The sequence below is a fragment of the Treponema bryantii NK4A124 genome (assembly GCF_000421345.1).
Taxonomy (GTDB): Bacteria; Spirochaetota; Spirochaetia; order Treponematales; family Treponemataceae; genus Treponema_D; species Treponema_D bryantii_B.
The window spans coordinates 22,663-49,043 of sequence record NZ_ATWV01000008.1; the positions used below are offsets into that span (position 1 = coordinate 22,663).

At 42.0% G+C, this 26,381-nt stretch carries 23 protein-coding genes; 15 read left to right on the forward strand and 8 right to left on the reverse strand.

Annotated elements, in window-relative coordinates; all coding sequences use genetic code 11:
- Window positions 1-30 precede the first annotated feature (30 nt).
- The 6 genes from G626_RS0109120 (at window position 31) to G626_RS0109145 (ending at window position 6,037) form a co-directional block, all read left to right on the forward strand.
- A complete protein-coding gene (locus tag G626_RS0109120; protein WP_027727080.1) occupies window positions 31-270 on the forward strand; it encodes a TIGR03905 family TSCPD domain-containing protein in 240 nt (79 codons plus the stop codon).
- Window positions 271-286: 16 nt separating this feature from the next.
- On the forward strand, window positions 287-1,417 hold the full coding sequence (gene ychF, locus G626_RS0109125; protein WP_022932479.1) for a redox-regulated ATPase YchF: 1,131 nt from the start codon (window positions 287-289) through the stop codon (window positions 1,415-1,417).
- 162 nt (window positions 1,418-1,579) lie between these two features.
- Entirely contained in the window at window positions 1,580-3,214 is a 1,635-nt protein-coding gene (locus tag G626_RS17500; protein ID WP_022932480.1) for a glycoside hydrolase family 5 protein, read from the forward strand.
- Window positions 3,215-3,223: 9 nt separating this feature from the next.
- Window positions 3,224-4,558: an ArsB/NhaD family transporter gene (locus G626_RS0109135; RefSeq protein WP_022932481.1), complete on the forward strand. Its 1,335-nt coding sequence runs from the start codon at window positions 3,224-3,226 to the stop codon at window positions 4,556-4,558.
- 4 nt (window positions 4,559-4,562) lie between these two features.
- Window positions 4,563-4,967, forward strand: a complete 405-nt coding sequence (locus tag G626_RS0109140; protein WP_022932482.1) for a hypothetical protein — start codon at window positions 4,563-4,565, stop codon at window positions 4,965-4,967.
- Window positions 4,967-6,037 (forward strand): radical SAM protein, encoded by a 1,071-nt coding sequence (locus tag G626_RS0109145; RefSeq protein WP_027727081.1) that lies wholly within the window; start codon window positions 4,967-4,969, stop codon window positions 6,035-6,037. Before G626_RS0109140 ends, G626_RS0109145 begins: the two co-directional genes overlap by 1 nt.
- On the opposite strand, the gene G626_RS0109150 is transcribed toward G626_RS0109145, so the two are convergent.
- A complete protein-coding gene (locus G626_RS0109150; RefSeq protein WP_022932484.1) occupies window positions 6,034-7,719 on the reverse strand; it encodes a CotH kinase family protein in 1,686 nt (561 codons plus the stop codon). The two genes, G626_RS0109145 and G626_RS0109150, sit on opposite strands and share 4 nt — an antisense overlap.
- A 103-nt stretch (window positions 7,720-7,822) precedes the next feature.
- On the opposite strand from G626_RS0109150, the gene G626_RS16035 reads away from it, so the two are divergent.
- The 6 genes from G626_RS16035 (at window position 7,823) to G626_RS0109180 (ending at window position 13,096) form a co-directional block, all read left to right on the forward strand.
- The gene (locus G626_RS16035) at window positions 7,823-8,101 is read left to right on the forward strand and encodes a helix-turn-helix domain-containing protein (protein WP_022932485.1); all 279 of its coding nucleotides are present in this window, start codon (window positions 7,823-7,825) and stop codon (window positions 8,099-8,101) included.
- A gap of 67 nt (window positions 8,102-8,168) precedes the next feature.
- Window positions 8,169-8,609 carry a GNAT family N-acetyltransferase gene (locus G626_RS0109160; RefSeq protein WP_022932486.1) on the forward strand — a complete coding sequence of 147 codons (441 nt, stop codon included), beginning with the start codon at window positions 8,169-8,171 and terminating at the stop codon, window positions 8,607-8,609.
- 93 nt (window positions 8,610-8,702) lie between these two features.
- Window positions 8,703-9,581 (forward strand): hypothetical protein, encoded by an 879-nt coding sequence (locus G626_RS0109165; RefSeq protein WP_022932487.1) that lies wholly within the window; start codon window positions 8,703-8,705, stop codon window positions 9,579-9,581.
- Window positions 9,582-9,598: 17 nt separating this feature from the next.
- Complete coding sequence (locus G626_RS17505; RefSeq protein ID WP_022932488.1) at window positions 9,599-10,393, forward strand: CPBP family glutamic-type intramembrane protease; 795 nt, start codon at window positions 9,599-9,601, stop codon at window positions 10,391-10,393.
- A 36-nt stretch (window positions 10,394-10,429) separates the two neighbouring features.
- Window positions 10,430-10,993, forward strand: coding sequence for a GNAT family N-acetyltransferase (locus G626_RS0109175; protein WP_022932489.1), 564 nt, complete (start codon window positions 10,430-10,432; stop codon window positions 10,991-10,993).
- A 36-nt stretch (window positions 10,994-11,029) separates the two neighbouring features.
- Complete coding sequence (locus G626_RS0109180; protein WP_027727083.1) at window positions 11,030-13,096, forward strand: 4-alpha-glucanotransferase; 2,067 nt, start codon at window positions 11,030-11,032, stop codon at window positions 13,094-13,096.
- Window positions 13,097-13,100: 4 nt separating this feature from the next.
- Here the strand turns inward: G626_RS0109180 and G626_RS0109185 are convergent, their stop codons facing one another.
- Window positions 13,101-13,565: a GNAT family N-acetyltransferase gene (locus tag G626_RS0109185; protein WP_022932491.1), complete on the reverse strand. Its 465-nt coding sequence runs from the start codon at window positions 13,563-13,565 to the stop codon at window positions 13,101-13,103.
- A gap of 257 nt (window positions 13,566-13,822) precedes the next feature.
- Here G626_RS0109185 and G626_RS16045 point away from each other — a divergent pair, with 257 nt between their 5' ends.
- Window positions 13,823-17,578: an alpha-amylase family glycosyl hydrolase gene (locus G626_RS16045; protein WP_022932492.1), complete on the forward strand. Its 3,756-nt coding sequence runs from the start codon at window positions 13,823-13,825 to the stop codon at window positions 17,576-17,578.
- 337 nt (window positions 17,579-17,915) lie between these two features.
- On the opposite strand, the gene G626_RS0109200 is transcribed toward G626_RS16045, so the two are convergent.
- The 3 genes from G626_RS0109200 to G626_RS0109210 are packed head-to-tail and all read right to left on the reverse strand — an operon-like array spanning window position 17,916 to window position 21,089.
- Entirely contained in the window at window positions 17,916-18,890 is a 975-nt protein-coding gene (locus G626_RS0109200; RefSeq protein ID WP_033421744.1) for a hypothetical protein, read from the reverse strand.
- Between the two features lie 17 nt (window positions 18,891-18,907).
- Window positions 18,908-19,624, reverse strand: a complete 717-nt coding sequence (locus tag G626_RS0109205; protein ID WP_156003280.1) for a hypothetical protein — start codon at window positions 19,622-19,624, stop codon at window positions 18,908-18,910.
- Window positions 19,614-21,089: a leucine-rich repeat domain-containing protein gene (locus G626_RS0109210; RefSeq protein ID WP_022932496.1), complete on the reverse strand. Its 1,476-nt coding sequence runs from the start codon at window positions 21,087-21,089 to the stop codon at window positions 19,614-19,616. The genes G626_RS0109205 and G626_RS0109210 overlap by 11 nt, the downstream gene beginning before the upstream one ends.
- 110 nt (window positions 21,090-21,199) lie before the next feature.
- Between G626_RS0109210 and G626_RS0109215 the strand changes: the two genes are divergently transcribed.
- Complete coding sequence (locus G626_RS0109215) at window positions 21,200-21,517, forward strand: helix-turn-helix domain-containing protein (RefSeq protein WP_022932497.1); 318 nt, start codon at window positions 21,200-21,202, stop codon at window positions 21,515-21,517.
- 166 nt (window positions 21,518-21,683) lie between these two features.
- Window positions 21,684-23,264 (forward strand): alpha/beta fold hydrolase, encoded by a 1,581-nt coding sequence (locus tag G626_RS18215; protein ID WP_022932498.1) that lies wholly within the window; start codon window positions 21,684-21,686, stop codon window positions 23,262-23,264.
- 351 nt (window positions 23,265-23,615) lie between these two features.
- On the opposite strand, the gene G626_RS0109225 is transcribed toward G626_RS18215, so the two are convergent.
- The 3 genes from G626_RS0109225 to G626_RS0109235 all read right to left on the reverse strand — a co-directional run bounded on the left by G626_RS0109225 (window position 23,616) and on the right by G626_RS0109235 (window position 26,356).
- On the reverse strand, window positions 23,616-24,149 hold the full coding sequence (locus G626_RS0109225; RefSeq protein WP_022932499.1) for a nitroreductase: 534 nt from the start codon (window positions 24,147-24,149) through the stop codon (window positions 23,616-23,618).
- Between the two features lie 101 nt (window positions 24,150-24,250).
- Window positions 24,251-24,898 carry a YczE/YyaS/YitT family protein gene (locus tag G626_RS0109230; protein WP_022932500.1) on the reverse strand — a complete coding sequence of 216 codons (648 nt, stop codon included), beginning with the start codon at window positions 24,896-24,898 and terminating at the stop codon, window positions 24,251-24,253.
- 147 nt (window positions 24,899-25,045) lie between these two features.
- Complete coding sequence (locus G626_RS0109235; protein ID WP_022932501.1) at window positions 25,046-26,356, reverse strand: PALP domain-containing protein; 1,311 nt, start codon at window positions 26,354-26,356, stop codon at window positions 25,046-25,048.
- Between the last annotated feature and the right edge of the window lie 25 nt (window positions 26,357-26,381).

The following is a 26,381-nucleotide window of genomic DNA, read 5'->3' on the forward strand; positions in this document are numbered from 1 at the left end:
AAAAAAGCCCTTTTCATTATATTATATAGTATGCAAATAACTTACAAAACTCAGGGCGTGTGCGCACGCTCCATTACTTTTGATAAGGACGAGAGTGGTAAAATCACAAACATCAGCTTTGAAGGCGGCTGCAACGGCAACCTCAAGGCAATTTCAAAGCTCTGCGAAGGCATGACAGCAGACGAAATTGCAGCTAAGCTTAAGGGCAACACCTGCGGCTTTAAGAGCACAAGCTGCGCCGACCAACTGGCTATTGCGGTGAGTAAATAATTTTTAGAGGATATATATGGCACTTGAATGTGGTATTGTTGGACTTCCAAACGTTGGAAAGTCTACTATTTTTTCGGCTTTGACTGCGGCCCCTGCTGCGGCAGAGAATTTTCCTTTCTGTACAATCGACCCTAACATCGGTATTGTTGATTTGCCGGATGAACGCCTGGACTTTCTGGCTTCGATTCACAATCCAAAAAAGAAGACACCTGCAAGCGTAAAGTTTGTTGATATTGCGGGTCTCATTAAGGGTGCAAGCAACGGCGAAGGTCTTGGAAACAAGTTCCTTGCAAACATCCGCGAGTGTTCGGTTATAGCCCATGTTGTACGCTGTTTTGATAATCCTGATATTATGCACGTTCGCGACAATGCAAACGAGGCCGCTCCGATTGACCCGGAAAGCGATATTCTTACTATTAACTGGGAGCTCTGTCAGGCAGACTTGAACACAATCGAAGCCCGCCAGGACAAGGTTACCCGCGCAATCCGCTCACTCGGAAAAGAAGAAGAAAAGAAGTACGCACCTTGGATTTCTGCCGTTGCAAAAATCAAGCCTCTTCTTCAGGACGGAAAATGTGCCCGCACCGCAGACCTCACAGACGACGAGCGCGCTGCCCTTTACGACATGTTCCTTCTTACAATGAAGCCAACAATTTACGTAGCAAATGTTGATGAAGATTCTATTGAAGCACAGACTAACAAATATGTTGAAGTTGTTAAAAAATATGCCGACGAAGAGCACAGTGAGGTTGTTGTAATCTGCGGAAAGTTTGAGGCAGACCTTGCAGAAATTACAGACCCGGCTGACCGCAAGGACTTTATGGACAGCGTTGGTCTTAAAGAAAGCGGACTTGCTACCCTCGCCCGCAAAACTTATCACCTTATGGGCCTCCGCACCTTCTTTACAGGCGGACCAGATGAGTGCCGTGCCTGGACAATTCACGCAGGCGACAAAGCTCCACGCGCCGCCGGTGTAATCCACACAGATTTTGAGAAGGGCTTTATCAAGGCCGAAGCCTATACCATCGATGACCTCCGCCAGTACAAGGACGAAGCTGCAATCAAGGCAGCCGGCAAGTACCGCCAGGAAGGTAAGGAATACGTGGTTCAGGACGGAGATGTTCTCTTCTTTAAGTTCAATGTCTGATCATGCTGACACGCAGGCGTGCAGCATATCTGGAACATATCAGGACGCTGCGCGCCTGATAAATTAATTTCGTGTCGACAAACTCGCTTCGCTCGTTTGCGACACAAATCATAGACTAACAAAAAAAAGCTTGCTTCGCTCGCTTTTTTTATCGGAGATCCTATGAGAATCAAATCAAATCTTTTCAAATCACTTACAATTTTAATTCTTTCAACCACAATCACTTTCACAACTTTTGCACAATCAAAAAAAATCAACACTTCCCTTTCTGCAATGGATCTTGCAAAGCAGATGGAATGCGGCTGGAACCTTGGAAACTCACTGGATGCCCGTGACAACTGGTCTGCACAATCAAAGAAGTTTCCTTTTAATCAGGGAGTAGGTTCTGAAGCCGTATGGGGCGAAGAGATTACCACAAAAGCAATTATCGAAACCGGAATCAAAAACGGCTACAAAACAATCCGCCTTCCGGTAACCTGGTGTAATCACTTAGTAGATACTAACTACACAATCGATCCAAAGTGGATGGCCCGCGTAAAAGAAATTGTAGACTGGTCTATCGATGCAGGCTACTACGTAATTCTGAACGAACATCATTCTGTTCACGATGACATGAGTAATCCTCTTAAGCACTGCGAAGGCTACATTGTCCACACAGGCGACGAAAAAGAATCAAAGGCATTTTTACAGGCAATCTGGAAGCAGATTTCAGAAACCTTCAACGACAACTATGATGAACATTTGATTTTTGAAACAATGAATGAGCCAAGAAACTCTGCTCACGAACACTGTTGGAATCCACAGCCAAAAAGCTGTAAAGAATGCAAGGCTGATGTTCAACTGCTAAATGAATTAAACCAGCTGATTCTGGACACAATTCGTGCAAGCGGAGGAAATAATGCAAACCGCTTTGTAATGATACCGGGAATGGGGACAAGCATTTCTACCGCGCTTGCAGATTATTTTGTTTTACCAAAAGATTCTGCAAATGACAGACTGCTTGTAACAGTTCACTTGTATCCACTTGATGCAGGTGGAACCAGAAACGGTTCACATCATTTTAATTCACAGACAAGAAATGAAATTATTACAAATTTCCGTCTTCTGGATAAAAAGTTCTCTTCTAAAGGAATTCCTGTAGTCTTAGGTGAATGCGGAGCTTCGAGAATAGGCGGCACTGTCTGGGAAGGTAATGTTCAAAAGCAGATTACAGATTACGTTGTAACTTACGAAGACCGCCTCAATTGTTTTTCTTTTCTGGCAAGCCAGACAGGAAAATACACAATGCCTTTATTAAACTGGGATTGCGGCGGAACAGACTATATGGCAACAATAGACCGCAAAAACTGCAAAGTTGTTGAAGCAGAATACAATGCTGCCGTTATCAAAGCCTGGCAGGATGCAAATAAAAATCCTGCTGCAACAAATTCTTCTATTGAGGATGAATCTATTTCTCTCGAACACATAACAGCCTGGGACAAAACAAAAGTTTCTTATGACGAGAAAACTAAAACCCTCAATCTTAAAGGTTCATGGCAGGGCTGCGATATCTGGCTTGGATCAAAAGATATTTCCGAGTACTCTAATCTTATTCTTAAATATAAAGCTACGGCTTCTTTTACAGTTGAAGTAAGATATGCAGATGAAAATGAAGGAAAGAAAAGCAAAGCTGCATCTGGAACAAAAACTCTTAAGATTCCGCTTGATAAATCAAAAAAAGTAAAACAAATATTGTTCATGTCAGAAAATAGTGCTTCAAAAATAACTTTTGAAAGCATTGTTTTTTCAATAAAATAGGAGCGTAAAATGAATTTAAAATGGATAATTCTGACACTTGCACTTGTTATGTACCTGCTCGTAATCATCTTTCAAAACAAGAAAGTATGGATGACAAGTGCTGCAGCCCTCATCACAATCGTACTCGGTTTTTTAGCTCAGGGCGGAGCGCTCGCAGGAAATGTTTTTGAGCCGCTCGGGGGACTTGGCGAACTCGCACATCATATTTTCCTCGAGCTCATCAACTGGAATATTCTTATGATTTACGTGGGCTCTATGATTATTGCAGCCCTCTTTATTTATTCTCGTGTTCCGGCAAGAATTGCCGACGCCCTTGTTACAATTTCGCCAAGCACAGGAATTGCGGTTATTCTGATTCTTGCAATGACAGGCATTATTTCTATTTTTGTTGAAAACGTTGCAACTGTTCTTGTAATGGCACCGATCGCCCTTGCTCTTTCTAAAAAACTCAAGCTTAATCCGGTTCCATTTATGATTGGTCTTGCCCTCATGTCAAACCTGGAAGGAACTGCAACCCTCGTTGGCGACCCTCCAAGCATGATTTTTGCAAGCTACGCTCACTACACCTTCAACGACTTTTTTGTTCATCAGGGAAAGATTTCTATCTTCTTCTTTATTCAGGCTGGTCTTATTGTAGGCTGTATTTTCTTTTACTGCTTCTTCAGCAAGGCAAAGGAAAAGGCAAGTGTAGACAAAGAACCTGTAATTTCTTATCTGCCACTCTGGCTTCTTTTGATTATGATTGGTGGCCTTGCTGTGATTTCATTTCTAACTCCGGAGCTTGGTTACAGCTCGGGCTGCTTTGTACTGGGACTTGGTTTGCTCGGCCTTCTCTGGTACCGTCTTTCACAGAAAAAAAGCCCGGCAGAAATCTGGACTCTTGTAAAAGAACTGGACTGGGAAACCATCGCCTTTTTGATTGGAATCTTTGTAGTGGTAGGAGCCATCAGCGAGACTGGCCTGCTCGACGATTTTGCCGGATGGCTTGCTCACATAACAGGCGGCAGCAAATTCGCAGGCTTTATTTTGATTCTTGCCTTCTCTATTTTGATTTCCGGCTTTGTTGATAATGTTCCTTACATCATCGTAATGCTGCCGGTTGCAGGTTCACTTGCCACAGGCCTTGGAATCCAGAAAGAGCTTTTGATGTTCGCACTTTTGATTGGTTCCTGCCTTGGCGGAAACCTCACTCCATTCGGAGCTTCAGCAAACGTCGTTGCAATGGGAATCCTCAAAAAGGAAGGCCACCCTATCACCTTCCCAGGCTTCCTGAAAATCTCCGCTCCTTTTACAATTTTAACTACAGCCGCAGCAGCAGCTTTGCTATGGGCTATATGGGCATAAAATTATGACAGATATTAATAAATTTCTTTCTGATGTAGAAAAAACACTTAAACACGACCGACAGAATAATGGCGGCAAAAGTTCTTACGACCGCGTAAAGGGAGACTTGCGCCGCCTTTTTGAACGCAACGCCGCAGCTGTTGGCGAACTTGCAGATTCAATTTTTGAATATTGGGAAAACGAATATATTTACCGCTCTACTGATTTGACCTGGGAGCCGAGTTCTGAGAATCAGAACCGGCTTGCGGCTTATCTCGCCTTTCTTGAAAACAGCGATGAATACCAGGAGCTGATTTCTGATGCCGACTGGGAAGAATTTGGCCGGCTTGTAAACTTTGAAGCTGAAGATCTGGACGTTGATGTTTTGCAGGATTTGATGAAGATTCTTGTAAGCAAGGGCGCGTATTAATGTATACAATCGAGCTCTACAAGCAATGCCGCCAGTGCCCTAGAAAGTGCGGAGTCGATCGTACGGCAAGTACGGTGGTTGAGTGCCCGCAAGGGCGTATCGAAACCACCGCAAATTACAGCATCGGCTTTTGCCGCGAACCTGCTGACCTTCGCATTGCCTTTGCGGGCCTTCACTTTGGCGAGGAACCTCTTGTAACAGTTTTCGGGGGCAGCGGAACTATCTTTTTTACCGGCTGTACTCTGCGCTGCGCTTTCTGTCAGAACTATCAGATTAGTCAGGATGGATTTGGGCGGGCTGTTGACTGCGCCGAGTTTACTGACATCTGTTTACGCTTGCAGGCTGCCGGGGCAGAAAACATAAATCTTGTTACGGGAAGCCATCACATTCCAAAAATCGCAGAGTACCTTCGGGCTGCAAGAGATGCTGGTGTTACTGTGCCCTTTTGCTGGAACTCTTCTGCTTATGAATCTGTTGAAATGCTGGAACTTTTGAAGGGGCTTGTTACAATCTGGCTGCCGGATTTAAAAACTATGGACAGCGCCTTTTCAAAAAAACTTTTTGCTGCGCCTGACTACCCCGATGCAGCCACCGCCGCAATCAAATGGATGATAGAAAATAACCCGTTGGAAATTGCAGAGATTCCCGAACCACCGAATGCAAAGCCCGCAGAATGGGCAGAGCCGGGTCAGCCCCGCGACAAAATGATGTCTGGAGTAATTATCCGACACCTTTTTATGCCAGGCCACTTTGCAGAAACTGCAGATGTGCTTGCCTGGCTCAAGGAAAACGCAGACGGCCGCGCCATCATCAGCCTGATGAATCAATATACGCCGGTACCTTTTGAAGAAGATTCCCAGAAGCTGGCTGCCCGCACTGTCGCCCTTTCATCAATTGAAAACCGCCTCGTCACCGCCGAAGAAGACGCCGACATCCGCGACCTGATAGAAGCCTACGATTTCGAATACCTCTTCTATCAGGAGCTCACCGACGACACCAGCTGGCTGCCGGACTTCCGCCGCCCGCAACCGTTTAGTAATAAACTTGCAACGCCGGTCTGGCACTGCTAAAGAGCATTAATCGCACTATCGAGCCAGCTGAAACGTTCATTGCACCAATCAATAAGATATTGAACCTCACTTTGATAAGTAGTTCGATTTTCATAACCTGCAGCATTTGGCCAGACATAGATTCCTAAAATTTGCCATTTTTTAAAATTATAATCTGCAGACGCTTTATTTTCATCTGCAAGCAACTGGATTTTCGTATTAACAGTTGTGTACAAGTCTGATTTCTTTTCATTCCAGCGTGCTTTCAAGTTAGTCACAAATAACGGATCCTGGAACATACGTGAAATCCATGCAGCATTTTTTATCCAAAAACCTTCTGTTTTATCACAATTATTATAGTCAATATTTCCACAAGAAATATCAAAATCCCAATTTGGCCCCATATGTAATTTTGAAGTTTCTGGATTATAGTACAAATATACTGAAGAAAAGAATATTGCATCATTATTCTTTGTAAATTCATTAATGATATACCAGTCTATAACTGAACTTTCATCGATGTATTCTCGCCATCCATTATCCACATCAGTAAACCCATCACCATAAAGAGCATTTTCTGTAGTTTGGATTATATTATCTACATGGTTTTTAATTTCCTGCGAAACTTCATCTGGGTCTTTTAATACAAAATTTTTACCGCTTATACTACCTTCAACATAAATATCTTCTGCTGTGATTCTGCCGGCTGGATCAATCTCAAGCACAAAACCTCCGTCACTTAAATCTTTTACACCGTCATTATTTGAATCAACTACTTTACCAGCCTTATTTGCAGCTAACTTTTCTTCAACATCCGAGATATCTTGAATATCTATTCTTCCGCTTCCAATTGAATTCTTTTCACTTAAAGTGTAATTACCAATATACTCTCCATTTAAAACTACTTCGACACTCACATAAGTTGGATTCCATTCTTCATTAAATATTTCCGTTCCTAAAACTGATGCAAATTTATTTCTAAGTAATGTCTTATCCGAATAATTTGCAATTATGCACCATTTTTTTGATTCAGGTAAACCGAAGATACTCTGTTTTTTGTCAAATTTAATATTATAACCTTTTTTTGGCATTCCCCAGCTCGAGTTTCCACGACCTTTTATTCCTTCTTTTACTACTCCATTTTTAATTTTTTTAAATCTATATTCTGTAATACCGTAATCTTCTGTAACAAGTCTAAAATTACCAGTACAATAAGAATCTTTTGTAATTGAAGATGTAGCAACATCTCCTGTAGAAATATACAATACAGGTAGCCCCGTGCATGCGACACTAAACGGTATTATTGAATAATCTGTTTTTTTCCCACCATCTCCATTGTCAAAAAGATGCTCTGTTACAAGACAATAATAATTCTTGATTCCAGTTGCTGTAAATGTGGGTGTTGTATAAGTTGAATAAACCTCATTTTCAAGCAAAGTACCATTTTCAGGCTCACCCTCATACCATTGATAAGAAACAAATGAATCTTTTTGTGAAGGTTGTGCTCTACAAACCAACTGAACAGCCTCTCCTTTAGAAGCAACATTCAATTCATAAGATTGAGAATTGATCAAAGGTAATCCAGCATTCTCAAGTATAACTTCCTCTTCATCATCTGAAGAATGCTGACATGAAGTTACCATTAAGCAAACAAGAGAAAATAATATTATTGCTTTTACAAAGAAAAAATGATTTTTTTTCATATAAACCTCTATTAGATAATAGTCTAATATTACAATACTTTAGTATTTAGTTAATGTCAAATTATCAAATACAATAGTATTAATTATTTTGACGGAAGACATAATGCTATTAAACGAAAGGATAAAACAGCTACGTACAGATAGAGGCTTAAGTCAAGTTGAACTGGCTCAAAAACTTGGCGTCTCAAAGCAAAGTGTTTCGAATTGGGAAAATGATAATATCCAACCGTCAATTGAAATGCTTCTAAAAATATCTCATGTATTTTCCGTAAGTACTGATTTTTTGCTCGGGGAAGATAAACGTCAATTTCTAGAAATCACAGGATTAAACCAAAAGTATATTCCACACATACAGCAGATTATTGATGACTTAAAAAAATAAAGCTGACTAATACTTGATTGCCTCAAAAATAATTCTTATGTTACAATAATCATACTTGGACAAAACAATGAAAAAAGTAAAAATCCGACAGGCAACCACAAGTGACATTCCCGCAATGAATGAACTTTTTCAAAAGGATCTTGGATACGCAGAATGTAGACTTGAAATTGTTGAAAAGCAGTTTGCAGGCCTGGACAATTCGCGGGAAGCGGTTTTTGTGGCTGAGGCAGATTCCGGTCGCATCGCAGGCGTAATCCACGTAGAAAAATATAATGTACTCTACTTCCCAACTATGGCAAACATTCTGGGGCTGGCTGTAGCTGCGGATTTCAGACGGCAGGGAATCGGTTCTGCTTTGCTGAAACGCGCGGAAGAATGGGCCCGCGAAAATGGTGTCTGCAGCATGCGCTTAAACTCCGGTGAAAGTCGAAAGCAGGCCCACGAGTTTTACCGCGCCCAGGGCTATATTGATGATAAAAAACAGCTTCGGTTTATAAAAGAACTATAATGTCATGCTGAACTTGTTTCAGCATCTTGTGCAACACAGAGCCCGAACCCTGAACTAGTTTCAGGGTCGGAATGACAGAGGAGGATTTTGAAAATGTCAGACAAACCTACCCCACCCTGGGCAAACGAGATTCCTGAGGGAAGTTTTATTTCATACGCGCCGACCTATAAAGTTGGCGAATACTTTGACCGCTTTCACAAGACTTCTTATGATAATATAAATTATTACTATTTTGACCCGACCGAACACGGTTATGAAAAAGGAAAAAAATATCCGCTTCTTGTTTTTATGCACGGCTACACAAATGCTCTTGAGGGAGATGTCTGCATAAATTATACGGGCGCAGAATTTTATTCAAAAGAGGATTATCAAAAAACTCTGGGCGGCGCTTATGTGCTGGTCCCTCTTGCAAATGAATATCGCGGTGACGATGGAAAAGTTCATGGCAGCTGGGATGATTCTTATATTCCCCGGGTTTATGATTTAATCTGCGACTTTATAAAAAATCAAGCTGAGCCAAATGGCGGAATCAGTAAGAAAGTTATTTTTGGAAATTCCCGGGGCGGAACAATGAGCATAAGGATGCCTGTCCGCTATCCTGATTTTTTTGACATTGCAATTCCTGTTGGCGCAGATGAAATTGTAGAAGGAAACAACCTGGATGTTTTTGAAAAGAATAACATTGGACTTTTTCTTGCACTCGGAAAACGAGATGAAATTAACAGCTACGAGGAAAGAATCAAACCGCTTTTACCTCGCCTTGAAAAATTGAAGAACTCTTTCATTTTTACGCCAGACTGGGTTTACAACGGTGACCACGGAATTGCTTCCATCAATTTTGGATTCGAAATGGGACAGCACTGCATTACAAATGCGATGCACTGCAACCTCATGTTTGATGACGGCACGCCGATGGAACCACGTCTTCCAAAAGGTGTAACCGGCTGGCTGGCAGAGACGCTAAAAAAATAATAAAAGGAGATTTTCAAATGCAGGAAAAAACAAAAATCAGATTAGGCTTAATCGGGCTCTGGGTAGAGTTCGCAGCATACTTTTTCATCTATATAATTGCAACAAAAAACTTTTTTACTTTTACGGCAATATGGAGCAGCGGACTTGCAATCTACCTTCTTATAAGACTGAAGCTGCCTTCTGTAAAATATTTTTTGATTTCCCTGATTTTCGGAATTGCCGTTTCACTTTGCTATCTTGCAGTCCAGATGAATGTCATGGTTGTTGTTCATCAGGGCTTACTGGCAGGCTTACCGACTCTTCTTTCTTCTCTGGCAGTTTTTGTGGTAATGGAGAAAATTGGAAGTGAAAATGCCAGACCTTATTATCTGATTCGAACTTCCGGCAAGCGCCCTTTCTATCAGGAGCTTCTTATAAGCCTTGCAATTGCGATTGGGTCGGCTGCGGTGCTTGCAGTAATTAATTTCTTTTTATCAAAAGCTCACTCAACTGAAAACTTTGCAATCACCTGGCAGCGTCTTACAATCTGTCTGAGCCCTGCGATTTTTGAAGAGATGGCCTGCCGGGCAGTCTTTATGGCTTTCTGCGTATATCTTTTCCGTAAGCCGACAAAGTTCCAGCTTTTTACAATGTGGTTTATGATGATTGTCCCGCACACGCTGGCTCATCATTACAATCTGTTAAGTTCTCTTTTACTCTGCGTAATTTTCGGACTTCCTTTCGCCCTTCTTCAGAGAAAGCGTGATTTAACTTCTGCAATGATAAGCCACGGCCTTGTTGATGCAATCCGTTTTTGCATCTTTGGATTTTAACAAGCTGATGGTCCGCGACTTTTACTAGGTGATAAAATGAAAAACTTCTCTCCAGATTTAGAATTAAAAACTCCACGACTCACTCTTCGCCCAGTTCGGCTTGGTGATGAAAAAGAGATTCACGAATATGCCGGCGACAAAAGCATTACCATGATGTTCTGGCTGCCCAATGACACTTTTGAAGAAACTCTTGATTTTGTAAAAAAATATTCTGCTGAATGGGAAAAGTCTGAGCCGGAAGATTTTGAATTTGTGATTATTTATGAAGGAAAGATTATCGGTGGCTGCGACTGCGACCTTAGCCACAGTGAAGATCATTCCTATGCCACTCTTGGCTGGATTTTGCACAAGGATTACAGGGGCCGAGGATTTGCAAGTGAGGCTGCGCGAGCCCTTGTAGACTTCGCCTTTTCAAATCTTGCAATATCGCGGGTGCTTGCCCAGTGTGATTGTAGAAACCCTGCTTCCTTCAATGTTATGAAGAAAATCGGTATGAAGCTGATTGACGACAAGGGCAGCCGCACCTATCCAAAAACCGGAATTACATCCGGTGAGTTTACTTGCGAGCTGAAAAGAGAAGATTTTCTGATAAATTTCTAATCATTTTATTAAATATTGTGCTATAATATGCGGGCTATGAAAAAGAGATTGACGGGCGTGGCGGTTCCGCTTGGTGCCCTTTATACTAAAGATAATTCGGTTATTGGTGAGTTTGGCGACCTTAAGCCTTTTGCAGATTTTTGCAAGGCGGCGGGCATTTCGATTATTCAGCTTCTGCCGGTGAATGATACCGGAACTCAGTCTTCGCCTTACAGCGGGCTTTCGGCTTTTGCCCTGCATCCTATTTACATCCGGCTGAGCGATGTACCTGGCTTTGACGCACTTTATAAGAGTGACGCCAAGTTCAAAAAGGCTTATGATGATTTTATCAAGAGCCAGAAGTATGCAGCGCGCTACAACTACGACGCTATTTTAAATGGTAAAAATGCCCTTCTCAAAATGCTTTATGATGCAAGTGATGAGGGTAAGACCGGCGAAGCTGGCACTGAGCTTTCTAAGTGGATTCGCGCAAACGGCTGGGTAAAATCGTATGCTGTTTATAAAAATCTCAAGTGGAATTACATGCAGGCAAGCTGGAAGACCTGGCTTGATACAGACCGCCTTAAGACTAAGGAAGAAATTACCGCCCTCTGGAATAAAAAGGCTTTTAAGAAAGAGCATCTTTTTTATGCCTGGTGCCAGATGGTTGCAGATGCACAGTTTAAGGATGCAGTTGCCTATGTTCACGAAGCCGGCCTGCTGCTCAAGGGCGACATGCCTATTTTGATGAACGAGGATTCTGCTGACGCATGGGCCTGCCCTGAAGTCTTTAATCAGGATTTGCGTGCTGGTGCGCCTGCCGACGGAGACAACCCGACCGGCCAGAACTGGGGCTTCCCTACTTACAACTGGAAAAATCTTAAGGAAGCTGATTACGGCTGGTGGAAAGACCGCCTGAAGAATGCTTCGAAATATTATGATGCCTACAGACTCGACCACATTCTGGGCTTCTTCCGTATATGGGCTATTCCAGAAGCAGATTTGAATGCACTTAATGGCCACACAGAGCCTTATGCTTCTATAAAAAAGACTGAACTTTACGAGCTTGGCTTTGATGATGACAGAATCCGCTGGCTTAGTCAGCCTCACATTCCGACTAGTGCTATCGAAGACATTACCTGGAACCACGATAAGGCTCATCAGATTCTTGCGATTTTCTGTGACAAGATTGATGGCGAGGAGTTGTGGAGATTTGCGCCGGCTGTGCAAGGCAGCAAAGCTATTGAAGAAGCTGATTTGAGCGAACTCTGCGCGCCTGAGGCAATCGGCCGGGTAAAGCAGACTCTTGTTGATTACTGGAGCAACCGCACCCTGATTGAGATTTCGAAAAACAAATATGTTCCTCTCTGGACTTACGGACAGTCTACTTCCTGGGGCAGCCTGAACGAAAAGGAAAAGACTGCGCTTACAGAATGCTTCGACGACCTGAATAAGAAAAACGAAAAGCTCTGGAAAAAGCAGGCCGACGAGATTTTTGAAGCAATCACAAAGGTTGTAAAGATGATTCCTTGCGGCGAAGACCTTGGCGTTGGAATTGAATGCGTGCCAAAGACTATGGACGCTCACAAGATTCTGGGGCTCCGCGTTGTGCGCTGGTGCCGCGAATGGGCCGAGGCCGGACAGCCTTACGTACCTTTTGCAGATTACACTCCACTTTCGGTTACCACAACTTCTGTGCATGACTCAAGCACTTTGCGCCAGTGGTGGGAAGATGAAAAAGAAAGCGTAAAAGCCTTTGTTATGGCAAATGCAGAATACTTTGGAATTGAAACTGGTGCTGAGGATGGCCCTTTGTTTACTGTGCCAAAGGAAGAGATTGAAAAGAAAGCAGAAGCCGTTGCAAAAGCCGAGTTCTCACCAGAACTCGCCCAAACGCTTCTTAAGGCTTCCGCCACATCTGCAAGCCAGTGGTTCATTCCGCCGCTCCAGGACTTCCTTTACATGGACAAGTCCCTCTGGCTGGACAAGGCCGCAGACGAGCGAATCAACGTGCCGGGAACTGTTACCGAGTTCAACTGGACTTACCGCCTGCCTTGCACACTGGAAGACCTGAGCAAAAACACAGCCTTGATTGAAAAAATCAAAGCCGTGTCACAGCGCTAGTTGACTAGAGCTTATACTGCATGAAGTTTCCGTTGTGAACAAAGCCGTATGCAGTATAAAGCTTTACACCCATATCTGAAGCCGTAATCTGAACGGCCCCGCAGCCGTAAGCACGGGCTTCTTCCACAACGCGGTGCAGCAACTCTTTTGCAATTCCTTTGCGACGGTAATCAGGATTTGTAAACATACTCGAAAGCAGCCCCAATCTCCCAGACGGACAGCCAAAATAAGGCGGCTTTTCAACAAAGGACATTCCGCTTGTACCGATAATCTTTTCGCCGTCCAGAGCCAGCCAGGAAACAAAAGTCCCGTCTGCGAGGTGGCGTTTATAATAATCCTTAAGGGCCGGCACAAGGTCGAAATCCTCTTTTGCGCCCTCTTCGCGCAGCTGAGTGATACGCATTTGGATGAAGGTTGGCAGGTCAGCCTCGGTTAGTTTTCGGTATGTGATTTTGCTGGTAGATTCCATTATTTGTCCTCAAAAGCTTTGATGTCTAAGTTATTATAACCTGATTTCAAGTAAAATTCCGAAAAACTTCTATATTATTCGCATATTCAGTAAATCCGTGGTATAATTATTTTATTACAAATATTTGTCAAATTTGACTGATTGTAACGCCGGGTTTTAGGGGTGCAACCCCTAGGAGAAGGGGTAGCGAGCAACGAAGTGCGAGCGAGGGGGAGACTTCCCCCTCCTTACCTATAAACTAAAAGTAGGAGTACAAAATGAAGATTTCACACAACGAATTTCATATTTCTAAGAAAATACGAGACCTTTGTAATTTTGACGGCGGGCTTTTTGCTTCGAGCGGAAATGTAGTTTTTGCCAATATGCGGAATGTGCGCGCCTTTCAGCTTTTGATTAACAATGTGTTTGAGAGCCGTGGGGAAGAAAATAAAAAGCTTTCAGCCGGTCAGCTCAACGCTATGGGGCTGATTGATGAGATTCTTCATTATGTGTGTATGCTTTACCGCCGCGACAAGGTGCTGACTTTTATGGACGACCTGCTGGGCTCGCTGGACAAGGAGTTTGGTCGCGCTGAGGTGGACGGTCTGCTGCTGGATTTTATCCGTGAGTTTCCGCCGGTTGCGGTTTATAAAGAGAAGATTTCTGCGCAGGATTATCTTGCCGCCACAGAGCTGGATGCGGGTACCGGAGTTGAACGTACTAACCGGGCCCAGACTCTTGAAGAGCTGATTCTGCTTCACCTTGCAAATGAAAACAAGGCTTTTGAGCCTTTTATGATTATGTTTTCCGACAAGGAGCTGGCAAAAAACAAGCTGTATGCCAAGAGCTGGAAGTCTATTCAGAAATACGCTGCCGGACAGCCGGTCTTTGGACCTTTTAATCATGATTTGATTACACTGCTCCGTGAGCCTCAGGTTTATGCGCCGGACAGTCTTCGCGGTCAGTTAGAATATCTGCAGAAATACTGGGACACCTTCCTTGGCGAATGGCTCAAGCGCATTCTTGCCGGCATGGATACAATCTCCGAAGAGGAAAAAGCTGCCTGGCACGGCTTTGGCGGCGGCGACCTTCCGGACATGCAGCCTTACAGTTTTGAAAACCTCATGAACGAATATGAACGATTCAGCGCCGACAGCGAATGGATGCCAAAGGTTATTTTGATTGCAAAGACTGTTCTTGTCTGGCTGGATCAGCTGACAAAGCAGTACGGCTACCCTATTACTAGACTGGACCAGATTCCGGATGCCGAGCTTGATAAGCTGCGCGATGAGGGCTTTACCGGTCTCTGGCTGATTGGTCTTTGGGAGCGAAGTAAGGCCAGCCGCCGCATCAAGCAGATTTGCGGTAACCCTGAGGCGGCCGCTTCTGCCTACTCTCTTTATGATTATAACATTGCTTCGAATATCGGTGGCTGGGATGCCCTGGCAAATCTGCGTCAGCGCTGCTGGCAGAGGGGAATCCGCCTTGCTTCTGATATGGTGCCTAACCACACCGGTATGGACGGCGACTGGGTTATCAATCACCCGGACTATTTTATACAGCGCCGCGATAATCCATTCCCTCAGTATACTTTCAATGGCGAAAACCTTTCGCAGGATAGCAGAGTGTCCCTTTTCCTCGAAGACCACTACTACAGCAAGGATGACTGTTCTGTAGTTTTCAAGCGTGTTGATAATCAGACTGGCGACACCCGCTACATCTACCACGGAAATGATGGAACCGGTCTTCCCTGGAACGACACTGCTCAGATTGACTTTTTGAATCCGACAGCCCGCGAGGCTGTTATGCAGGAGATTCTGCATGTTGCCCAGAACTTCCCTATTATCCGTTTTGATGCAGCTATGGTTCTGGCAAAAAAATCTATCCGCCGCCTCTGGTATCCGGAACCGGGACATGGAGGAGATATTGCAACCCGCAGTGAGACAGGATTGAGCACCCAGCAGTTCAACGACGCAATTCCAAACGAGTTCTGGCGCGAGGTTGTAGACCGTGTTGCAGCAGAATGTCCTGATACTTTGCTGCTGGCCGAAGCCTTCTGGATGATGGAAGGTTACTTTGTTCGCACTTTAGGTATGCACCGCGTTTACAACTCGGCCTTTATGAACATGCTCAAAAAAGAGGAAAATCAGAAATACCGCGAGACTGTAAAAAATACAATTACCTTTGATCCACAGGTTCTTAAGCGCTATGTAAACTTTATGAACAATCCGGATGAGGAAACTGCCATTGCCCAGTTTGGCGACGGCGACAAATATTTTGGTGTCTGCACCCTGATGATTACAATGCCGGGTCTTCCTATGTTTGGTCACGGCCAGATTGAAGGCTTTACCGAAAAATACGGAATGGAATACACTAAGGCTTACAAGGATGAAAAACCGAGTCAGTATCTTGTAGACCGCCACTGGCATGATATCTTCCCGCTGATGAAAAAACGCTACCTCTTCTCCGGCGTAGACAACTTCCTTTTCTACGACCTCTGGGAAGACGGCCATGTAAACGAAAACGTGTTTGCCTACTCTAACGGAGCTGGTGACGAACGAGCGTTAGTTTTCTACAACAACAAATACGACCGCGCTGCCGGCTGGATTAAACAGTCTGATCCTTATGCAGTTAAGACTGGAAACGGGGATGAAGTTGTGATGAAATCGCGCAGCATCTCCGAGGGACTTAATTTGACAGCCGAAGACGATAAATACTGTATCTTCCAGGAACACAGAAGCCGCCTCTGGTTTATCCGCAAATCCAGTGAGGTTTGCGAAAAAGGACTGTTTGTAATGCTCAACGGGTTTGAGTATCAGGTTTACCTCAATGTTCATCAGGTGAGCGACCAGGCTGACCACCGCTATAAAATCCTATGCGACTTCTTAAACGGCCACGGCTGCGAAGACATCGAGACCGCATGGCAGGAATTGATTTATAAAGACCTCTATGCTGATTTGCACGCTTATGCAGCTAAGGTGATTTCGCCTCTTTTTGAAACCTTTGGTTATGAGAAGATAAAGGATAAGAATGAGGCGGAAAGTGCCGCTGTTGCAGAGGTGGAAACTTCACAATCAAAGAAGTCTTCAAAATCACCGAAAACCGCTGCCAAAAAGCCGGCCGCCCTCACAGCAAAAAAAGTGACAGACATAATGACTGCCGCAAAGAAGGAGCTTACAGCCTTTGTAAAGACCGCTTCCAAGTTCGCGGGCAAGGACGTAAAACTCGACGCCTCAAAAGAAGCAACAGAAATTACAGGTCGCCTCAAGAAGCTTGTTGCAATCCACAATCTTAAAAAGGCAAAGCAGCCAGCAGATTTGCAGAAAGCTTTGTTGAAGGCCGCAGACGCAAGTGTTTTTGCAAGCCTCATGGAAGGGGCAGATGCCGGCCTCGAAAAACAACTTTTGTGCTGGGCCCTCTGCGGAAGTCTTGCAGAAAAAGGCTGTGCTTTAAACTTTGCCTTTGGCCGCAAGTTCAACGAATACCTGCACGAAGAAAAGTTGATTGATAAAGACGAAAGATGGAATCTTACAAAGCTCTTTGTTCTCGCCACTGCAACCAACACAGCTGCAATTAAGAAGGATTCAAAGGCAGCAGCTTACGAAGTAACAAAGCTTTTGATGCAAAGCCACTGGTGCGGACTTTTAGCCGGAACTAACAGCTTTGACAATATCCGCTGGTTTAACAAGGAGCTTAGCGACGACAGCCTGAACAAGACAATTCTGCTACTGGCCCTGACCGGAAAAGCCGCAGACTTCGCAAACATCCAGAAGTTCAATAAACTCCTGACCTCCGCTAAGACCAAGGCTGCCTACAAGTGCGAGCTTATGCTCAAGGAGTTTGAACCGAAGGTAGTGGCAAAGAAGACAGCGAAGAAGCCGACAACTACAAAGAAAGCTCTGGCAAAGAAGCCTGCTCCTGCGAAGAAAACTCCGACCTCAAAGACGACCGCAGATAAGAAGCCGGCTACCAAAAAAGTTCCGGAAAAGAAATCTACAAAAGGAAGTACTTCGAAGAAATCAACAAAGAAATAAAACTATACAGATAATTCATTATTTCTTAGAATTGATTACTATATAACATTGTAGTACAATTCAGCTATTGGAACACCGTAGAAAGGGTGGCTGTCTCCTAATCTTAATATGATGGGAGATTGTGCAGACATGACAAACTATGAAAAAGCAATCATCGTTATTGCTGTTCTGACTTTGCTTGTAAATGCACTCGCTCTCTTCAAGTAATCTTGTAGAAAGCAAAAAATAAAGCCTACCCCGTGGTCAAACTCGGTAGGCTTTTTGAAAAATTGCCAAGGAGACAACCACACCTCTGCGGTGTTCCTTTAATTTAAATATAACACATTTATCTCAAATGTCAATAATCTTCACTCATGGATTCAATCTTTCTTTTTGGCTTTTTAATCAATGACAAATAGAAAAATGAAGAAACTGCCCAAAATAAAGCCCCAATTATTGCCCAGTTTTTTGTACTCTGATTATTTTTTGTACCATCTCTGAATCTTCTATCCTTCTCTTCTTTCTTTAACGGAAATCCCATTATTAAAAGCATAAGTAAAGGGGAAAAAATCAGAAGTGATATCTTTGTCATAAGAGATATAATTGAATATAGTAATGGTCTCTTTGTTCCAAGGTTATTCATTATCGAAAATATCAGTGCAGAAATGAAGGAAATAACAAATGAAATAAGCCATACGTACAAGGTGATTTGTGATTCAAAAGTTGCAAAACTGAGAAAAATCGGAATTATAATAGGTAGAATCAATAAAATGATTTCTTTTACTGATGAAAAAATAACACATTCTGTTTTCTTCGATAAAACTCTACCCACTATGTATATAACCACGACAAAAATACAGTAAAAAATCAAGAAATAACCAACAGTATTTTCTGGCAACTCCTCAAAAATTGCTGATACTATATTCTGATTCCTAACTGTTTTTCCTCTCAGTAGTTTTTCAATTGTCTTTTCTGAATAGTTTTTATGAGAAAGACCTAATTGCTCTTCCTTTGCAATTGCATACAAATAATATTTTTCATTTTTTTCATCTGCCTTTTCAAAAACATAAGCAGCAGCGCTATAAAAAGACAAATATTCTTTCTTGGAAGCACCTATCTGTTCCATACTGTATGCATATCTATAAAAAATTGTCCCATCATATGTCTTATCTTCGAAAAGCGTTTTCTTAAAATATTCAACCGCATTCGGGTAATCATCTGCATCATAATACTTATTTGCTAAATCAAGATTTGTCTGAGCAGAAATAAAACTAACCCCAAACATGAAGATAATTGTTGTAATAAAATATTTCAAAGTCTTTGATATGAACATTTTCTTTTCCTTTATTGTCAGCTTGATTTCCACGTCTTATAAATATCAAGGATTTGCTTCTGATATGATTCATCTGTCATATGAGCTCCAGGATGCCAATAATTAATAAGCAGTTTTTCTGAGTTTGAAGCGTAATCAACTACATAATCAAATTCAGGTCTAAAGTCATATTGTTTTTTTGACAGGTTATACATTTTACAAACATCATTGAATAATCTATTTACACGACTACAATTAATAATCACATCTGGAGCAATGCCTTCTATCTGTTGCAAAAGAATTTCTTTATGCTTTGTATAATTCTCCTCTATTACAACAGGATTTGCCATTGAGCCGCCTCCATTCTTGTTTACATTAATTAAAGCGATTTTATTCAGAACATATTCATTGTTTATAGGTGCATCATCATTTAACACAGGTAAATCTTTATATGCCAGATTATGCAGAATTCCGTACGTAGGTAAAATTATGTTCTTATATGTAGCTTTCCATCCAGAATAATAATTTGACACATCTGTGTGAAAATCACGATGATCGCGCTCTTCCTGTTCTGTATTTTCATTCCCTTCTTTTAATATCCAAAGAATTTTAACAGGAGCTTCTTTATATTCACTGATTTTTGTGATTCCGTCATAAACAACAGGAAAGCCCCATTCCTGTTTTATGATTGAATCAAATTCATATTCCGTATTAAACATTATACCTCCTATATTTTTAATTTTTTTATTCATCATTCACTATATAATAAACAGAAAGACCATATAGACTGTTCATCGGTAACATTGCATTTTCCCCATTCATCGGGCCAACATAAATATTACGCTCTTGAGTATAGCTGTCATCACGATACCAAATACTTTCAGTATCCTCGAAAACAAGTTTTAAACCGATGTTCGATATAAAAGCTTTTATATCTACAGTTTTTACGCTCCTTGGAATAGTAAGCTCAACATTTGGAGCAAAGCAATACTCAAATACCCTTTGATTTATAATTGTTAATCTCAATGGAATATTAATCTGTTTTATATTACTACAATGCGAGAAAGCTGCGATTGCAATGCTTGTAATGGTATCAGGCAGATTTACAGAAGTTAAACTTTTACAGCCGTAAAAACTTGATCCGCCTATGTCAGTGACACCTTGTGGAATATTTATTTTATTCAAGGAAGTACATCCCGAAAATGCAGAGTCCCCAATTCTAATTATAGAATCGGGAAGAATAACTTCCATTAAACATTCACAATTCTCAAAACAGTTTGATGGAACTACATCCATTTCTGAAATTCCAGACAAATCTAAAATCAGTTTGATATTTCGTGAATGTAATGAGTTTTTAATATTTTTAAGCAAAGTTTCATTGTAAGCACCAGAAACAACAACCTTCCCGTTATAAGTCATATTATTCAACTTTTCTGCAATACTTTCTAAAGTTGTATAAATTGTTTCTGAACATAAAGTTTGAATACTTGTCCCATTACTCTCATTCCCTACTCCATCTATAGTTTTTGCAAGTACATACATAATACTATTTTCGTTTTTTCCTGCAGCAATAGGAATTGAGACTAACTGCTCGCCTGAACCAACAGTTATAATTCCGTTATCCGAATCCATTTCATTATTATCATAAATGTATTTGAATTTTAGTTTATTTAACGGGCTATCATATTGCCCCTCATCTAATGGATTTGTCCATGAAAGTATTATGCAACCATTTTCACATATAGCAGAAAAATTAGAAATCTCATTCAAAGGTGTTTTATCAATCGTCTTTACCTCAACTTGTTCCCATTCATAACGACCAGCAATATCTTGAGCAACAATATCATACCAGCCATTTTCTGTTACAGTAAAAGTGCCAGAGGAATTTGAATCAAGCAATAGTTGATGTGAATTACTATCTGCGAAAAATGACACAGGTTTTACACCTATTCCTTTTGATCCTTTTTTCCACATTACTTTTTCTATAGAATCAGGACCTGTAATTTTTACATTTACCGGAGCAGAATCATTTGTAAGCTTTATATCGGCTCCATTATCATTTGGTAATGAAGTTTTAATAGATATTAATCCATATTTAGGTGATGCAGAACCTTCTCCCTCCGATTTTTTTTCTACTTCAACCTCTTTCTCAATTACCTCAGGTTGGCAAGAAATCAATAAGAATAAGGCTGGAACCACAATCTTAATTAATTTTTTCATATATCGCTCCTCCATAATCAATTACCTTTATCAAGGTATATATTTTATCATATAACTACTTTCAAGGCAATTTTTAAATATTATTACCCTAATAAGAGTATTATTCTTTTATGGGCTTTAGAGAAAACTTAAAAGAAGAAATGGAATATCAGGGAATCACCACTAAAGAACTCGCAGAAAAATCTGGAGTTGGCAAAAGAACCATAGATCATTACCTTATGACTAATCCTCAGGAACCTGGTGTTTACAATGCACAAAAAATTGCAAAAGCTCTAAAAGTATCTGTTGAATATCTTGTTACAGGAACGGAATATAAAAATTCTATTGTAGTTACTGGTGATAAACTAGAGCTCTTTAATTCATTTGATAAACTATCCGCAGAAGATAAAGTTCTTATAATCAAGCTTGCACAAAAATTGCGTAAATAATCAAAACCTGTATATTTACTGTAAATATCCAAACAAAAATACTTAGTTTTATTATTGCAGTTATCTAATAATTCATTAGTATCAACTTTTTCTCTATTGCGTGTTATATTAATACTAGATTGTTTTAATCACTGAAAAATTAAAAATAATAAAACCTGGAGATTATATGACCTTCGGCTTTTCCTACATTGGACTCATCTGGTTGCTTATGCTGCTTGTTCCCAATTTTATCTGGACTAAAAATCAACCCAAGGATTATGAAAAATATGCCGCAAAGGAAAACAAAGTTTTGCTGGTTCTCGAACGAAGCGGCGAGTTTATAGTAACTCCTATTGCCCTCATCTTTTCTGATTTCAACTTTAAGGGCTGGAACTTCTGGCTGACAGTACTTGTGATTTCGTTTTTGTGCATGATCCTTTATGAGATTTACTGGATCCGCTATTTCAAAAGCGAAAAGACCATGAAAGATTTTTACCGTGGTATTCTTGGAATTCCGGTTGCCGGCGCTACCCTTCCCGTCATTGCCTTTTTCCTGCTTGGAATCTACGGCGGAAACATTTTGATGTTAGCCGGCTCTTACATACTCGGTGTCGGCCACATCGGCATTCATCTGCAGCACAAAAAAGAAGTTTATGAGGCACCAGAGAAAAGAAAGCTTGCCACGAGAATCACTCTTGGTATTTTTGAAGTGCTTGGCATTACTCTCGCAGTTCTTGTCTGCGGAGCCTTCACCTTCTTCATAGCCGGCAGGAATATCAAGCAGATTAAAAGGGCTGTCAGTTATAAAGATGGCGTAAACGAGCAGCTCTATCTTCAGCTGACAGACCAGAAAGAATACATCACCATCGCAGGCAAATCAAAAGAAAATCCGATTATCATTTCGCTTCACGGTGGGCCCGGTGCTCCAACTACTTACGTTGATTACTACTGGCAGGACTATCTGACTGATGAATACACTATTGTATGCTGGGATGAGAGGGGCGGCGGCCGTTCATACTATCCGAATGCGGCAAAAGACCCGGACAATAAAAGCCTCACTTTTGATAAGCAGCTTAACGACCTTGATGCCCTTGTAGATTATCTTTGCGAACGCTTTAATCAAAAGCAGGTAATAATTCTCGGTCACTCTTACGGCACCATGCTTGGAAGCAGATACGCGTTTTCTCACCCCGAAAAAGTTTCTGCCTATATTGGAGTTGGCCAGTGCGTAAACGAAAAGAATTATGCCGGCGAAGTTTATTCTTATGAAGACGCCATAAAGATTGCCCGCAGCAGAGGCGACGACACAACAGCGCTCGAGGCCGCTTACAAAAACTTTATGGCAGACATGAGCCTTCAAAATCTCTTTACCCTGCGAAAGCTTGTAAGTCCATATCATCCGCAGACAGTCACAAAAGACCTTTCAGTTTTCGCAGCCCTGACAAGCCCGATTGCTGGCATTGACGACATGCGCTGGTACTTTATGCAGCTCTTTAACATGAACCGCTTTATAGAACTGATTTCTCCCCTCGAAGAATATATGAATAACTTCAATGCACTGGAGGCGTCCGACAATTACCAGATGCCTCTTCTCCTGATTTCCGGCTCCTGCGACTGGATCTGCCCGGTAGACTTTGTAAAGGATTACACCGCAAAACTGTCCGCCCCAAAAGTAAAACTTGAGCTGCTTGAAGGCTGCGGTCATTCGCCACAGATACAACTGCCGGAAGAGTTTAGTCAGATTATTATTGATTTTCTTAAAAAGTAAGAACTTGGGAAGAAATTACATATTTAAACAATTAAATCTCTTGTTAATATGTAATTTCCGTAAAAATCAAAAGGTTCTTGTTGTAGCAGAAGTCATTTTATTAGTCAAATTACATATTTAAACTGAAAAAAACTCAGTTAATATGTAATTTCAGGCAAAAGCAAAAAGTTTTTTCTAATGCAAAAGCCTTTTTACTGAGCAGATTACATATTTAAACTACTAAAAACCCGGTTAATATGTATTTTCCGTCAAAAGCAAAGGCTCTTGTTGCAGCAAGAGCCTTTGTTACAGTTCGATTTACATATTTAAATCACGAATATCCGAGTTAATATGTAAACCCGGCGAAAGATCTTATTTTACCCAGTAAACATAATTCTCTTTGCGTGGCGCTGCAGGCTTTACGCCGCCTTCATCCACATAACCGAGTGCAACGTGGCCGATTCCTTCGAAGTCGCCTTCAATTCCAAGGTCTGCAAGCAGCTTCTTTCCGAAGTCGCTTTCGAACTCCTGTTTTGCCCGGTGAATCCAGATTGAGCCGATCCCCAGCGACTCTGCGGCGTTCATAAGATTTCCCATAACAAGGGAGCCGTCGTAGATGTAGTTAGGACTTTCACCCTTGTTAGCGAGAACTATCAGAATTACTGGAGCCCCATAGAAGGGGTCGAAGCCCTCGTTCCAGCCGCCGATTTTTCTGTTTTCTTCGCTGATTTTGTCGCGGAGTTCTTTGTTTGTAACGGCAATTATGATTGGTGTCTGTTTATTCATTCCGGTTGGCGCAAAGGTTCCGGCACGAATGATTGCGTTCAAATCTTCTTCGCGCAGCATTTCGCTTTTGAACTTGCGGCAGCTGCGACGGCTTTCTAATACTTTAAGTGTTTCGTTCATTTCTATTTCCTCCAGAATTTAAAGCGGGTTTTAGGGCGGCAGCCCTAGGCGAGAGGGTAGCCCGCAACGAAGTGCGGGCGCAGGGGGAGACCTCCCCCTCCTTATTTATTCAAAATCGGTCTTGCACAGTAAACATTAAAGAACTCGATAAGCGGGCCCATAAAAAATGCGGTAATAATCGTTCCAACACCGGCAATTGTAATAATGTCTCGAGCAGCCCCGCCGGAAATCAAAAAAAGAGCCACACCAAGAAGCACACAAACCACATCAGTAATGATTCTGACATACTGGAACTTGCCACGCTTCCAGGTGTTTACGATAATCAGGGCAACGGCATCGTAGGTTGAAACTCCAAGGTCGGCGGTCATATAAAAAGCGGAACCAAAGCAGATAATCACAACGCCCACAACAAGGCAGAGCACTCGAACCCAGATGGCAGGCTCAACAATCACTGTCTGCAAAAACTCATAAGTAAACTGAGTAATATAGCCCAGTAAAAACAAATTGATAAAGGTTGCAATTCCGATGTAGTGACGGTCGAAAATCAACATGAAGATAAAAAGCACTGCATTCGCAATTACATAAAGAGTTCCAAACTTAATCGGCACGAGGGCGTCCAGGCCGGCCATAAAGGACTGGAAGGGATCTACACCAAGGGCAGCAATCTTAAAAATTCCAACACTTATTGCACAGATAATTACACCAAAGAGCGACATCAAAATGCGCTTAACAAGATTCTTCTTTTCCATGGGAATTATAATAACCCGACACCAGGGAGCACCAAATAACAGAGGTTTACAAGAATTGAATAAATCTCTTTAGAAAAAAAAGATCCCGACCTACGTCGGGATGACAGTTATTTTGTCGGGATGACAGTTATTTTGCCGGGATGACAGTTAGTTCCACAGTCCTTCTACAATCTTTCTGAGTTCTGAAGCTCCACTCACAGATGGGCGCTTCAATTCTACAGGCACAAAGCTTGCTTTAATTTCCTCAGGCATTTCCGGAGCCTCGCCAATTACGTGGCGGCAGTAATCAGAAGAAAGAGACGGATGATTATACGCAGTCAGAATAAAGGCGCCGTCTTCGTCATAAACTTCGCTGCAGTTTTCTTTCACCACTGCATAAGCCGAAGCCGTATCCTTATCTGCAAAAATGCCAAATTTCATGTAAAGCTCTTTGGCAGCAGCATCGCGCTGAGCCTCGCTTACATCACAAGGATAAATGAAGTTTCGCATCATCATTTCGTTTTTGCCAAAGAAAGATTCCAGACGTTCAAGGTTTGCAGGAACCGCAGGATTTGTTTCACCGCGCTTTTCGAGTTCTACAATAGAATCAAGAACCACAGGTGCACCATTGGCACTTCGCGCAAGTGCTGCTGTAGATGGAACATAAAAACCGTTTACAGGAAGGGCAAAACGCCAGCTGTAGAGCCCTGCAATCAGGGAACCGTAATTTCCGGCACCCATTGCGTAATAAAACTCGCCGTTGAACTTATTCTTTACTTGAGCAAAGGAATAAGGGAAGAAGAAAATCTGTCCGAGAAGTCGGCAGACATTTGTTGTATTAGCAACTGTGAGTCCATGCTGCTGAACAAAATTGCGGTCTGCAAAGACTTCAGAAATAGCAGCCTTAATCTCTGCCTCACTTCCTTCCATCTCTACCGGGTAAATATTTCCGCCGTTCCAGGCAAGACTGTCTTCATCAAGACCGCGTACAGTTCCTTTTTTATAAACCAGCACTGCCTTAATATTTTTCTTCCCCTTAAGAAGTTTAGACATAAGGGCACCAAGGCCACCGTGGGTAAAGTCAACAAAGACGGCCTTACCCCCCTTAAGCTGCAGGGTAGTTTCCAGATAAGAAACCAGATATGAAACACCATAGTCGCGGTGACAGCCGGTAAAGCCATGGTACATTTCCATCATAAAAAGACTGCCGTCCAACTGGCGCACAACCGGTGCTACTGGGAAAGCGGCAGTGGCAATAGTTTCACAAATAATTGGAGAAAATTCTTCGTGCATTAAAGCAGAAGTCAAAGAACCTGCTATAGAAGCAAAAGGTGTAGTTTCATCAATATAATAAATCCAGCGGCGCATATCTTCGATAGAAGATGGTACAAAAACACCGCCATCGTCCGGAATACAATCCCGAACAGCCTGAGAAAAACTCACCGTTAAATTATTGTTACGTGTACTTGTAAACTGCATGAGGTAAGTTTAACTGAAAAAAGGA

Excerpts from the sequence above, each read along its gene's own strand:
- G626_RS0109120 (WP_027727080.1), top strand. The coding sequence starts at position 31 with ATGCAAATAACTTACAAAACTCAGGGCGTGTGCGCACGCTCCATTACT.
- ychF (WP_022932479.1), top strand. The coding sequence starts at position 287 with ATGGCACTTGAATGTGGTATTGTTGGACTTCCAAACGTTGGAAAGTCT.
- G626_RS17500 (WP_022932480.1), top strand. The coding sequence starts at position 1,580 with ATGAGAATCAAATCAAATCTTTTCAAATCACTTACAATTTTAATTCTT.
- G626_RS0109135 (WP_022932481.1), top strand. The coding sequence starts at position 3,224 with ATGAATTTAAAATGGATAATTCTGACACTTGCACTTGTTATGTACCTG.
- G626_RS0109140 (WP_022932482.1), top strand. The coding sequence starts at position 4,563 with ATGACAGATATTAATAAATTTCTTTCTGATGTAGAAAAAACACTTAAA.
- G626_RS0109145 (WP_027727081.1), top strand. The coding sequence starts at position 4,967 with ATGTATACAATCGAGCTCTACAAGCAATGCCGCCAGTGCCCTAGAAAG.
- G626_RS0109150 (WP_022932484.1), bottom strand. The coding sequence starts at position 7,719 with ATGAAAAAAAATCATTTTTTCTTTGTAAAAGCAATAATATTATTTTCT.
- G626_RS16035 (WP_022932485.1), top strand. The coding sequence starts at position 7,823 with ATGCTATTAAACGAAAGGATAAAACAGCTACGTACAGATAGAGGCTTA.
- G626_RS0109160 (WP_022932486.1), top strand. The coding sequence starts at position 8,169 with ATGAAAAAAGTAAAAATCCGACAGGCAACCACAAGTGACATTCCCGCA.
- G626_RS0109165 (WP_022932487.1), top strand. The coding sequence starts at position 8,703 with ATGTCAGACAAACCTACCCCACCCTGGGCAAACGAGATTCCTGAGGGA.
- G626_RS17505 (WP_022932488.1), top strand. The coding sequence starts at position 9,599 with ATGCAGGAAAAAACAAAAATCAGATTAGGCTTAATCGGGCTCTGGGTA.
- G626_RS0109175 (WP_022932489.1), top strand. The coding sequence starts at position 10,430 with ATGAAAAACTTCTCTCCAGATTTAGAATTAAAAACTCCACGACTCACT.
- G626_RS0109180 (WP_027727083.1), top strand. The coding sequence starts at position 11,030 with ATGAAAAAGAGATTGACGGGCGTGGCGGTTCCGCTTGGTGCCCTTTAT.
- G626_RS0109185 (WP_022932491.1), bottom strand. The coding sequence starts at position 13,565 with ATGGAATCTACCAGCAAAATCACATACCGAAAACTAACCGAGGCTGAC.
- G626_RS16045 (WP_022932492.1), top strand. The coding sequence starts at position 13,823 with ATGAAGATTTCACACAACGAATTTCATATTTCTAAGAAAATACGAGAC.
- G626_RS0109200 (WP_033421744.1), bottom strand. The coding sequence starts at position 18,890 with ATGTTCATATCAAAGACTTTGAAATATTTTATTACAACAATTATCTTC.
- G626_RS0109205 (WP_156003280.1), bottom strand. The coding sequence starts at position 19,624 with ATGATGAATAAAAAAATTAAAAATATAGGAGGTATAATGTTTAATACG.
- G626_RS0109210 (WP_022932496.1), bottom strand. The coding sequence starts at position 21,089 with ATGAAAAAATTAATTAAGATTGTGGTTCCAGCCTTATTCTTATTGATT.
- G626_RS0109215 (WP_022932497.1), top strand. The coding sequence starts at position 21,200 with ATGGGCTTTAGAGAAAACTTAAAAGAAGAAATGGAATATCAGGGAATC.
- G626_RS18215 (WP_022932498.1), top strand. The coding sequence starts at position 21,684 with ATGACCTTCGGCTTTTCCTACATTGGACTCATCTGGTTGCTTATGCTG.
- G626_RS0109225 (WP_022932499.1), bottom strand. The coding sequence starts at position 24,149 with ATGAACGAAACACTTAAAGTATTAGAAAGCCGTCGCAGCTGCCGCAAG.
- G626_RS0109230 (WP_022932500.1), bottom strand. The coding sequence starts at position 24,898 with ATGGAAAAGAAGAATCTTGTTAAGCGCATTTTGATGTCGCTCTTTGGT.
- G626_RS0109235 (WP_022932501.1), bottom strand. The coding sequence starts at position 26,356 with ATGCAGTTTACAAGTACACGTAACAATAATTTAACGGTGAGTTTTTCT.